Raw genomic sequence first — 12103 nt, 5'->3', positions numbered from 1 at the left:
AAGACTCAGGCGAAGGTTTTCGCGACACCGGACAAGGTCCGCCCTCCGTACTTAACGTGTGAGACAATCAGCGGCCGCAGGCCAGCGGCGGCGTCCTCACCTGCTTAACTAAATGACACAACCGTGTGAACAGTAACTTAGCAGACGCTCATCATGCAGAGAAATATCTGAGAAAATTTCTCCTTCCCCTTGTAAAAATCAGTCAATGCGATACAATTAAATTGACTGATTTAGTGTAACCGTTCAGCCATGATGTATTCCGCGAGGTGTTTTCGCTGTTTTTTTAGCCGAAGGCTGAACTGTAACGATTTAGTCAATTTCCCTAACGGTCTAATGAAGAATTGCTCACATGGATTACCGATGTGTATATGCATGACAGTCAGAGAAGGGGAAAGCCGCTTGTTTGGAGGATATGATGCGAAACTTTTACATATGGGAAAGGTGGTTTAAGCAGATTGCTTATAAAAAAGAATAGCAGTGATGGTGAACCGTGCGGGGAAGTGATTCTGAATGCCGAAAAGCTCTCCATGCGTTACGAGTCGGGGGATGTAATCGTGAACGCCCTGAAAAATGTTTCCTTTCAAATCAGGCGCGGAGAATTTATCGTGGTGCTGGGGCCTTCCGGTTCCGGTAAATCCACACTTCTGAATATAGTCGGAGGTATGGACCGCCCAACCTCCGGAGCGATGTGGTACGGTAATCAGAATGTGACGGATAAGACGCTGGATCAGCTTGCGCTTTACCGGCGTGATGTAGTCGGCTTTGTATTTCAGTTCTTTAATCTGATTCCGTCGCTTACGGCCAGGGAGAATGTGGAACTGGCGGCGTCACTTGTGAAAAGTGCGATGAAGGCGGATGAGGCGCTCGCCATGGTCGGTCTGGAGGAGCGGGCAGGTCACTTTCCGTCTCAGCTTTCCGGTGGGGAACAGCAGCGTATTTCTGTTGCAAGGGCGGTTGTCAAAAGACCGGATTTGCTTCTCTGCGATGAGCCGACGGGCGCTCTGGACAGTAAAAACAGCATTGCGGTTGTAAAGCTGCTTTTAGACGTCAGGAAGCGGCTTAACTGTCCTGTGATGACAATCACGCATAATCCCGAGATGGCCCGTGTGGCTGACCGTATATTTCATATGAAAGACGGAGAACTGATACGAATAGAGGACAATGAAGCGCCATGCACGGCGGAGGAACTCGACTGGTAAGCGCCGTCTTTTTATGCCGGCGGTGCGGGCAGGAACAGGCGGCCTGGCAGAGCCGGGCGGTTTAAGAGGGAGGGACGGATATGGCAGTTATTTTATTCAAAAAAATGCTCCGTGATATCCGGACCTCCCTGTCTGCCTACATACTTTGTATACTGATTGTAGCAATCGGTCTGTGCGGATACAGTGTTCTGGGACTTTGCTATGATAACATGGTGCTGTCCAGGGATACATTTTTCAGGAATACGGATTACTGTGACGGTTTTGCAGATACGGCAGATACGGATCTCCGGGCGGCGTCCAGGCTGGAAGGGCTGGACGGAGTTTCCGCTGCAGAAGGGCGTCTCGTGCAGAATGTGGAATTGGCCGATGTGGAGGGCGAGGCTGAGCTGCACCTTGTCTCGTGGTCGGAGGGCCAGATGAACCGGCCCCTGCTCACAAGAGGAATGATGCCTGGGGAGGGAAAGCAGGAGCTGATACTGGGGGAAAGCATGGCAAAAGCCAGAGGCCTGAAACCGGGAGACACTATTAAGATTGTGGTTGCTGGAAAAAAGGTCCCGATGAAGATAACCGGAATCGGCACAACACCTGAAAATATCTATATGATCCGCGACAGGAATGAATTGTTACCAAGCCCGGAGACTTATGATGCTGCATTTGCCTCCTACCGGACCATTGCCCGGCTTCTGGGGAAGGAAAACAGGGCGAACAGCTTTCTGATACGCTTGGAAAGCGGAGTGGAATGGGAGCGTGTGGAAGATGCGGCGGAACAGCTTCTGGAGGCCTACGGACTGATTTCGGTTTATGAGGGAGCGGATCAGACCGGCGCCGCCATGGTCGGTGAGGAAATCAAACAGCTTGAAAAAATGTCCGGCGTGATTCCCCTCCTATTTCTTTCGGTGGCGGCTGTCGTTTTATATATTACACTGAGCCGTATGACGGAGCAGCAGAGGACACAGATCGGTACGATGATGGCCCTGGGAATTTCGAAATGGCAGATTCGGTTCCACTACCTTTTATATGGAGCCGTTATCGGCGCGGCAGGAGGCATTCTCGGAACGGCGCTCGGATATATACTGGCGGATCCGATGGCAGATTATTACCGGGTGTATTTCAAGCTGCCGTCCGTATCAGCGCCTCTGTCAGCCGCATATATGCTGACGGGAACATTTGGCGCTGCCGTCTTTTGCGCGTCTGTCTCATGGATTAGCGCAGGCTCCATGTGGAAGACGGAGCCTGCCAGGGCGCTGCGTCCGGCTGCCCCCGGCGCTGTGAGAAATTCTTTTCTGGAAAAAATTCCCGGTGTTGTAAAGATACTTACAATACCGGGACTGATGGGACTCAGAAGTCTGGCCAGAAATCCCAGGAGAACCTGTTTTTCCCTGGCGGGTATGGCAGCCGCGTATATGATTACGGCGACTCTCGTATCGATGAATGCGTTGTTTGATGTTTTTATCATTGATTACTGGGAAAAGACACAAAAGCAGGACATTATGGTATATTTCAGCCATCCGGTCAGCCGTCTCGACGCGTTGGAAGCGGTCCGGGATCCCGGAATCCTGATTTCTGAGGGAATCATTGAGTTTCCGGTTACACTGGCAGGCCCGCAGGGAAAAGTTGACTGTACCCTCCAGGGAATTGATATGGATGCGGAGCTGATTCATCTGTACCGTCCGGACGGACAGCGTGTAAAAGTAAAAGAAGAAGGAATCGTCCTTTCGGAACATATGGCAGGAAAGCTGGGAGTCAAACGGGGAGGTTCCGTAGAGATACGCACTGCTTACACGGAAAAGAAAGAGACAGAAGCAGTTGTCACTGATATTATAGCGCAGTATATGGGCAGCTATGCCTACGCATCTTATCAGGGGGCGGCCGCTGTGAGCGCTTATAAAGACGGTTTTACCGGCGTTTACCTCAAAGCCTCCCGCGGTGTTCTTAAAGACCTTCGGCAGGAACTGCAGGGAAAAGGAGCTGTCTCCCTGATTCAGAGCAGGCAGGAGAGGGCCTCCCAGTACCGGGCCGTCATGAACAGTATGAGCGGGATTATGTTTTCCATGTCTCTGATGGGACTGGCAATTGGATTTGCGGTGATTTATGTCAGCTCTCTGATCCGGTATGAGGAGCTGAAACGGGAGCTTTCCGTTCTCATGCTCCTGGGGTTAAACAGCAAAGAATGCCTGGATGTATTGTCGGCAGGACAATGGGTACTGGCGGCGGGCTCTGTCGTTCTTGGAATCCCGCTGTCATATCTGGCCAGCCGCCTGATATCAGCCACAATGTCCTGCGACATGTACACAATTCCCAAAGTGCTGGATGCAAATGCGCTGCTCGCTGCGGCAGGCCTCACCGCATGCTCCGCGCTTCTGGGTTCCGCGGCACTGCACCGGAAGCTTAAAAAAATACTCCCGGCAGAATTTTTGAGGGAGCGCGAATAGAGGACGGCGAAGCTGCAGCGAAGAATAAATGGAGGGCGGCTATATGAAAAAGAAATACAAAAAAATACTGGCGGCATTGATTGTGGTTATCTGCCTCGCTGTATTTGGGATTTCGCTGTTTAAGCCGGTCACGGCTAAAATGGAAGTGGTCAGATATGGGAACCTGGAAAAGAGTTTTACCGTCCAGGCAGAGTTGACGCCTGTTCACAGTATGATATTAAGCGCCCCGGCAGCAGGGAGTGTGTCGGATGTCCCTTTTAAACCGGGAAGCCAGGTAAGGGCGGGAGAAGTCCTCCACAGGACTTGAAGAAAGCCGCTGCCAGGTGGAGCTGGAACCATGGGAAGAGGCAATGCAAGGAGTGGAACCGGGTATTTTTAATACCGGGTTCGGCGCCGGACAGCAGGCGGATGTCACCTTCCGGATAATCAAAGCGAAGGATGTGCTGACAGTTCCCGTCTCCGCAATTGTTCCGGATGGAAAAAGAGCAATCGTTTACAGAGATAAGAATGGGAAAGCAGAAGCGGTTGCCGTTAAAGCGGGACGGACGGAAAACGGGAGAACGGAAATTCTTGACGGGCTGTCGGAAGGGGATAAAATTGTTTCGGATCCATATGAGGCGGGAGTTGAGAATGGAGAACGCGTCCGGAACGGACCGGAGACGGTGTGATGAGAACGGTTGACTGTGTCTTCCGTTCCAGGGTTAACAATCAGCGGCCGCAGGCCGGTGGACGGGGCCGAGCCCCGGCGGCCCCATCTGTTTAATTGAAGGCGGTGACCTGTGCGCGGAGCGTACAGGATATCGTTAAATCTATTTTGCTTCCTTCTCCAGCACCCGTATCCCATTTAATATAATATTCTCCGTCATATAAGCAAGCTCCTCCGCACTTTCCTTCATTCCGGAACTTAACCAGTACTGAACCATTCCAATACATCCGGAAACAATAAAAGCATAGTAAGCTTCAAAAGCGTTCGAATTACGCAGCGGTTTCAGCGCCATCCAGTCTTTCAGACATTTTTCACGCACGATGTGCTTTAAACGGTTGACAAAATTCAAGTCGCCGTTTTCGCCTATCAGAATCGAGACAATGTCGGCATTATCCTGCACAAGGGGATATAGCTCGGCAAATATCAGGGAAGGCCGGGATAACAAATCCTGAGCCTGGTGGTGGTTCAGCATATCTTCCAGTTCTTTTAATAACTCATTCTCAATCTGTTCCATCAAGTCAAAGACATCTTTATAATGCAGGTAAAAGGTTCCACGATTGATGTCTGCCATATCGGCAATTTCCCTTACCGTAATATCCTGAACCTTTTTTTCCTTCAGAAGGGCGGTCAGGCATTCTCTTAAGAGCCGGCGTGTTTTCCTGATCCGCCGGTCAATAGTTTCTTCTTTTTTCTCTTCTTTCATGACGTTTCTCCTTTTTAAAAATGTTTCTTAACGGGAATTTAACAATTGTCCCTTTTTGTCTATTTTGCACAAAAATTATTGTTAATGAACATACAAGACAAAAGTGTTGTTTATTAGATTGGGAATGAAAAAATGATTATTGTATAAATCTCCATGAGTTAGTATAATGCATTATAGCTTATAAATAAACAAATGTCAATTAACATATTGAATGTTGTTTAGGAGGAATAAAGATGAATAAAATCATTATTTCCATAGGAAGGGAATTTGGCAGCGGAGGCAGGCGAATCGGTGAGCTTTTAGCAAAGGAGCTGGAGGTTCCGTGTTATGACAGGCATTTAATTGAAGAGGCGGCCTGCCGCAGCGGTTTTGAGACAAAAGAACTGGAAGAGGCTGACGAGATGAAGGCCAACCGTTTTCTTTTTAAAGTTCCTGCGAAGTCAAATCAATATACAGGATATGGAAAACCGATGAATGATACACTTTTTGCGATTCAGTCTGAACTGATTAGAAAATATGCAGATGCAGGCTCCTGCGTCATTGTAGGCAGATGTGCCGATAAGGTTTTGGAGAAGCAGGAGGGGCTGATATCCGTATTTATCTATGCGCCTCTGGAGGCCAGGGTTGAGGAAATCAGAAGGCGGTATGAGACAGACGGGGAGGAGGCTCTTTATCTTGTCCGTCAGGCCGATAAAATCAGAAGAAATTATTATAACTATTACGCTAAGAAAAAGTGGGGGGACAGAAGCAGCTACGACCTGATGATCGACAGCAGCCATTTTACGGACAGAGAAGTGGCGGCAATGATCCGGGCAGTGTCGGAAGAGAGAAAAGCCGAATGGGAAGAAAATAAATTTTCTACACCACAGGGCTGACGGCTTGCAGATACGCTTGGGCCGGGGTTACTATTCACGGCCCTGCCCCATATTCATGAAGAAAGAGTGGAAACCAGATGAATAATGAGAATAACTTATATAGAAATAAAAAGATGGATTCAGGAAAAATGAAGAAATTAAGATTGTTCCCGGGAGCGGCACTCTGCCTGGCACTAACACTTGGAATGACAGTGCCTGCAATGGCAGACAGCGGAAGCTGGCAGCAGGATAATGAAGGAAGATGGAAATACATAACTGAGAGCGGTACGGCGGCCGCGCCGGGCTGGCTGGAGGCAGACGGAAACTGGTACAGGATTGGAGAGGACGGGAACAGGCAGACGGGCTGGTTCCGTGAGGGCGATGCCTGGTATTATCTGGATGAATCGGGCATTATGGCCACCGGATGGAAAAAGGTGGACGGCAAACACTATTATTTCCGCGATAACGGCACAATGCAGAACAGTACTCTGAGGAAAGATGAAACCCAGTATACGTTCAATGCGGATGGCAGCTTTGCGAGTGCCAGGCGCGAGAAAAACACGGGCGGCGGAGCTTTTCCGGTCGGCTTTTATAATACGGAGCTTCAGGCACTTGCCGACAATCTGAATGAATTGAAAGAGGATTCGTTTGACGGTGACGAGGAAGACGATTATTACGAGGACGATAAAAAAAATTATGACAAGGATGCAAGCTATGTCATAAACGGCAGGCTGCAGGAGATTGCGGAGCATCGTCTTCAAATGGCCAGGACAAAGGGCTACGGCAGCGGAAAAATACCGGATGAGGGCACACTGAGCGAGTATTTGAAAGCAATCGGCTATAACAGCGGCAGACGCATTATGGAAGTCTATCTGATGAACTGCGACGGAGCGGATGCGGCTGAGGATAAGCTGTTGAGAAACCATAACAGTGATGAAAAGAAGCGTTCCGATCGTGCGGTTTATTATAAAGAGATGGGGCTTGCCCATGAAAAGGTCAATGGAAAAGATTATTATATGGTGATTTTTATGAGGTAACGGCTGCCATTTATACGGCGCTGAATTTTCAGCAGGGCCGTGAATGCAGCAGGAAACAGACAGGAGCAGGGAAACATGAGACTGAAATTTTTGCGTGATAAAAGAAAACAGCTTGAAGAAAAAAAGGGTTCCTTTTCTCTTCCTGTATTCATCATAGAGAGAAGCCGGGCCATTGAGATTGTATTTGTGATAGCCGTGCTTCTTTCAATGCTGGCGGCTCCCTTTGTCAATATCAATTATGATCTCACACGGTATCTTCCGGACACGGTACAGTCTAAAGCCGGACTGGATCTGATGGAAGAGAAATTCGGCTATCCGGGTACCGGACGGGTTATGATTGAAGATGTAACACTGTATGAAGCTAAGCAGTATAAGGATAAGCTGGAAAAGGTTGACGGTGTGGATCAGATCATGTGGCTGGATACCGGAACGGATGTCTTTTCTTCCGACGCATTTATCAACTTCAACAGTATTGATGATTACTATAAAGACGGTTCTGCCGTCATGGATATCGTCTTTGAAAAAGGCGACACCAGCCGGAAAACCTCCAGGGCGATTGATGCGATGCAGGAAATCACCGGGGAAAAGGGCCATTATGTGGGCATGGCGGTGCAGAATAAATCGCTGGCCGAGAATGTGACGAAAGAGATGAAGCTGATACTTACTCTTGGCGTACTGATGATCTTTATTATTCTCTGCCTGACGACAAACTCCTGGTTTGAACCGGTTTTGTATCTGATTGTCATGGGAGTGGCGATACTGATCAACAAAGGAACCAACATTTTCCTGGGGGAAATCTCATTCCTGACCAACAGCGTGTCGGCCGTCCTTCAGCTTGCGGTATCGATGGATTACTCCATTTTCCTGATTCATGCGTTTACCAGGGAAAAAAATAAAGGTCTGGATCAGATGACGGCTCTGACGAATGCCATCAATGAAGCGCTGAATTCCATTTTCGCCAGCAGCCTTACAACGATCGTGGGATTCATTGTTTTGGCCTTTATGAAATTTAATATCGGATTTGACATGGGAATCGTACTGGCAAAAGGTATAATCTTCAGCCTGCTGACGGTGGTATTCTTCATGCCGGCCATGATACTGAGGCTGACGCCGATGATTGAAAAAACGGGACACCGTTCATTTATGCCGGGATTTGATAAGCTCAGCCGCGGGATTTACCGTATCCGGTACGGCGTGCTGATTTTTGTCGCAATATTCGTGATACCGGCTTATACGGCGCAGAATATGAATCGTTTTCTGTTCGGTAATGATGCGGTGGGAGCCAGTGAGGGAACAAAGGTTTATGACGACGAGCAACTGATCAATGCCAAATTCGGCCGCAGCAATATGATGATGGCCCTGGTGCCGAACACTTCGCTGATAGATGAAAAAGCTTTTACCGACGAAGTGGAAGCACTTGCGTATACAAAATCCGTAACCTCGATGGCCGGCTCTCTTCCGGATGGTGTGCCGGAGGAATTTCTTCCAAAAAGCATTACGGAGCAGCTACATAAGAATGACTATTCCAGAATCCTGATTTACGTCAGAAGCAAGGGCGAGAGCAAGCTGGCCTATCAGTGTTCCGATGAGATTCAGGCATTGATGAAAAAATATTATCCGGAAAATTCCTACCTGGTGGGAACGACACCTTCCACCCAGGATATTGAGACGACAATCACAAAGGATTACAGCAGAGTGAATGTTCTGTCGCTGTTAGGCGTCTTCTTTGTAGTGATGTTCAGTTTCAAATCGGTGGCCATACCGGTGATCATCATGATCCCCATCGAGGTGGCGATTTTTATTAATATGGCAGTTCCCTATATTAAGGGAGATACGATGATTTTCATGGGGTATATCATCGTAAGCTGTATTCAGCTCGGAGCCACGGTAGATTACGCGATTCTGACCACGAACAATTATCTGGAATGCAGGAAGCAGGCGGAAAAGAGGGAGGCAGCTATCCAGGCTCTTAACATGAGCATTCCGGCTATCCTTACATCCGGCTCAATCCTGACTATAGTTGGTTATATTTTATACAATATTTCTTCGGTGGCCGCCATCGGAGATCTGGGACATCTGATAGGAAGAGGAGCGTGGATGAGCATGCTTCTGGTATGCACCCTGCTGCCGGCCTTTCTCGTGCTGTTCGACAATATCCTGATGGATAATGAGTTTGAACGGATCCGGAAATTCTTTGAGAAGCGGAGAATGAGAAGGCGGGAACGGTTCAGAAGAATGGCGGGAAAAGTGAAACCCGGAAAAAACGGCAGCGGCGAGGATAAGAAGGAGGCTTGAAGGTCATGAGACATAGAAGAAAAACAGCAGTATTAATGGCGGCAGTCACGCTGTCCATGAGTGTGGCATCGCCTGTCAGGGCGGCGGCTCCCCGTGTTCAGGTCGACGAAACGATGTATGTCAATATGGACTATTACGGAAACATGACAACGGTCAACGTAGTGAAAGGATGCAGTACCAACGGCGTGGAGCGTTATACAGATTACGGAGTCTATGACAAGGTAGTCAATATGACAGATAAGACAGAACCCGAATTGGGTGACGGAAGCGTTACCTGGCAGCTTCCGGAGGGCAGCAAACGGTTTTATTACCAGTGTACGATGCCGGACGGCACGACAGAGCTTCCGTGGACATTTGATATTTCATATAAGCTGAATGGGGTGGAGGCCGACGCGTCAAAGCTGTCCGGCGCATCCGGTCTTGTGGAAATTAATGTCAAGGCATTTGCCAACAAGGCGGCCAGGGCTTATTACAAGAATAATATGATACTGACCGTAGTAGTCCCGGTGGATATGGAAAAATGTTACAGTGTGGACGCCCCTGGCTCCCAGCTCCAGTCGGTGGGAAATAATACCGTGGTTATGTTTGCCGCCCTTCCGGGTGAAGACGGGGACTATACAGTGCGTATCGGCACCGATGATTATGAGAGTGTGGGGATTATCATGATGATGGTGCCCGGCACAATGGATGCGTTAAATAATATTAAGGATTTAAAAGAGGCGAAGGATACCTGGCGCGAGGACGGCGATAAAATGTACGACAGCATGAACCAGCTTCTGCGCTCAATGGAAGCCATGAAAATGGATGTAACCCAGGTGAAGGGAGGCTTGAATTCCCTTGATGACGCCAGAGGGCAGATAAATGGGAACAGGAAGCAGATAGAAGCTCTGTCAACCCAGGCCCTGAATGATCTGGCCTCAGTTACCGAACAGACCTCCAGGGTCATTCCATACCTGGAAACAGCCAGAAACGCGGTGACGGATATCAATGCCAATATGGATGCTATCTACAACACAATGGAGGATACCCAGGATGAGCTGGATCGGCTGTATGACAGGCTGGGAGGACTGAAGAATTCCCTGAACACGATGTCGGACAGAATCGGTAAGGGAATCACAGAGGAAGAGCAGAAGCAGCTGGCGGCTGCGATCAGTCAGCAGACAGCGGAGATACAGCAGATTCTGGAGGCTTTGGCAGGCCAGCTCGGAGGAAGTTCAGGCGCTTACGGACTGGCATCCGACGATCTGGAAAGGCTGGAGGAGAGCCTTAAGTCGGCTGATTCCTTCCGATATAACAGAAAGAAAAAACCAGCCGGTTCTGTGGGAGCAGAAAATACGGCTCCCGGCAGTGATAACACGGGTAAACCAGAAGAGACAAAACCAGAAGAAACAAAACCAGAAGAGACAAAAAAACCAACAGGCGCTGAAAATCCGTCAGGAACAGAAAGCACGTCAGGAACGGAAAGCACGTCAGGAACGGAAAGTACGTCAGGAACGGAAAGCACAGCAGGAACGGAAAATCCGGCAGGAACGGAAATCACGGCAGGAACGGAAACCGTAGAAGAAGCCGGAAAAACGACAGAAATGGAGAATGCATCCGTTCCGGAAACACCGGAAAATGCCGGAAAATCTTTGCCATCGAAAGATACGGATACGGAAAGCGCTCCACAGGCACAGAAGAGTGACGGGGAAGCGCAGATTCAGGCATTCGGCGCTGAGTCGGATTTGAGCGCCCTGCAGGGCGGCCCTTCCGGCCTTCCGGGAAGCGGTGGAGTGAACAATGTGAGTTTTGACGAATGGAGTGAGGAACTGGACCCATATGCCGACAATGTGGAGGAAGTACTCCAGTCACTGTCCGGAACCTCCTATCCGGCGGAAGTGGGCGCTATTCTCCAGAAAATTCAGGCCATGATCGGGGACGGCACCGCTGTGCAGCAGTCCGCGGCTCAGGTAATTGGAAAAATCAACGCCGTATGCAGTGATGTTGGGAATGTTGGACACAAAACAGCCTCCACAGTCTCAGCGCTCAGAAGCGTGACCGATGAATTGATCAATCTTCTTGACGATACGAGAGTACTAATTGACACGGCAGACAGTTATGTTCCCTCCATGCTGGATTCACTGGCGGACACACAGGAACTTATGAACCGCCTGACCAGGGCAATGGGCAGCACACATGACATGCTGAGCCTTGTAAACACGACCATGATAGCAGCAGGTGATTCCCTTGATGCAGGTACGAAGAACAGCCTGGAGGGCCTTCGTGGGCTGCTCGATAAGAGTCTGACCACGCTCGACAGTATCACGGCGGTGAGAACGGCCAGCGAGGGCATGAAGGATACGCTGGATGAGCAATTGGATAAATACGAGGATGAAAATAATTTCCTCAATATTGATCCGGAGGCAGACAAAATTTCCTTTACTTCATCGAAAAATCCTTCGCCCCACAGCCTGCAGATTATACTCCGGACGGATGAAATCAGTGACGATGACGAGGCCACCGATATCTCCGATATGGAGGATGCGGAGGATGAGGAGGTTGGTCCGTTCACAAGAATGTGGAGGGTATTAACAAAGATCTTCCATGCGGTAGTGGACATATTTACGAACCGGTAGGGGAAAACAGGCCGTCGGCCGCCCCGTATCATATAATAACGATAACCTGCACGCTCCGCGCACAGGTCATCGCCTTCAACAGAAAAAGAAGACCAGGCAGATGGGAAAAAAGTCTGCCCGGTCTTTTCTTTAACCGGCTCAGACAGGCCCGCAGCGCCTCCGTATAACTCGGGATTTTTGTGCAGAAAGCGCACGAAAACACCTCGTGGGAGAAAACCATATGAACCAATGTCATTTAGTTAACAGTGCAATAAATTGGAGA

General features: G+C 49.2%; 9 protein-coding genes. 8 read left to right on the top strand and 1 reads right to left on the bottom strand.

Annotation, left to right across the window (positions count from 1 at the left end; all coding sequences use genetic code 11):
• Positions 1–500 precede the first annotated feature (500 nt).
• The 4 genes from CLOSYM_RS00060 to CLOSYM_RS23275 all read left to right on the top strand — a co-directional run bounded on the left by CLOSYM_RS00060 (position 501) and on the right by CLOSYM_RS23275 (position 4299).
• Complete coding sequence (locus tag CLOSYM_RS00060; protein WP_044901995.1) at positions 501–1199, top strand: ABC transporter ATP-binding protein; 699 nt, start codon at positions 501–503, stop codon at positions 1197–1199.
• Positions 1200–1279: 80 nt separating this feature from the next.
• Positions 1280–3631, top strand: a complete 2352-nt coding sequence (locus CLOSYM_RS00055; RefSeq protein WP_021640459.1) for an ABC transporter permease — start codon at positions 1280–1282, stop codon at positions 3629–3631.
• A gap of 43 nt (positions 3632–3674) precedes the next feature.
• Positions 3675–3938, top strand: coding sequence for an HlyD family secretion protein (locus CLOSYM_RS23280; RefSeq protein ID WP_242828627.1), 264 nt, complete (start codon positions 3675–3677; stop codon positions 3936–3938).
• 43 nt (positions 3939–3981) lie between these two features.
• Positions 3982–4299, top strand: coding sequence for a permuted SH3 domain-containing protein (locus CLOSYM_RS23275; RefSeq protein WP_242828626.1), 318 nt, complete (start codon positions 3982–3984; stop codon positions 4297–4299).
• Positions 4300–4440: 141 nt separating this feature from the next.
• Here the strand turns inward: CLOSYM_RS23275 and CLOSYM_RS00045 are convergent, their stop codons facing one another.
• On the bottom strand, positions 4441–5040 hold the full coding sequence (locus CLOSYM_RS00045; RefSeq protein ID WP_003504291.1) for a TetR/AcrR family transcriptional regulator: 600 nt from the start codon (positions 5038–5040) through the stop codon (positions 4441–4443).
• Positions 5041–5273: 233 nt separating this feature from the next.
• Here CLOSYM_RS00045 and CLOSYM_RS00040 point away from each other — a divergent pair, with 233 nt between their 5' ends.
• The 4 genes from CLOSYM_RS00040 (at position 5274) to CLOSYM_RS00025 (ending at position 11841) form a co-directional block, all read left to right on the top strand.
• On the top strand, positions 5274–5915 hold the full coding sequence (locus CLOSYM_RS00040) for a cytidylate kinase-like family protein (protein ID WP_021640456.1): 642 nt from the start codon (positions 5274–5276) through the stop codon (positions 5913–5915).
• A 128-nt stretch (positions 5916–6043) separates the two neighbouring features.
• Positions 6044–6931: a cell surface protein gene (locus CLOSYM_RS23265; protein WP_272164548.1), complete on the top strand. Its 888-nt coding sequence runs from the start codon at positions 6044–6046 to the stop codon at positions 6929–6931.
• Positions 6932–7006: 75 nt separating this feature from the next.
• Complete coding sequence (locus CLOSYM_RS00030) at positions 7007–9226, top strand: efflux RND transporter permease subunit (RefSeq protein WP_034555864.1); 2220 nt, start codon at positions 7007–7009, stop codon at positions 9224–9226.
• A gap of 5 nt (positions 9227–9231) precedes the next feature.
• Entirely contained in the window at positions 9232–11841 is a 2610-nt protein-coding gene (locus tag CLOSYM_RS00025; protein ID WP_044901994.1) for a hypothetical protein, read from the top strand.
• Positions 11842–12103: the final 262 nt, after the last annotated feature.

It is taken from the genome of [Clostridium] symbiosum ATCC 14940 (genome assembly GCF_000466485.1).
Taxonomy (GTDB): Bacteria; Bacillota; Clostridia; order Lachnospirales; family Lachnospiraceae; genus Otoolea; species Otoolea symbiosa.
This window is presented reverse-complemented; position numbering and strand designations above follow the sequence as displayed.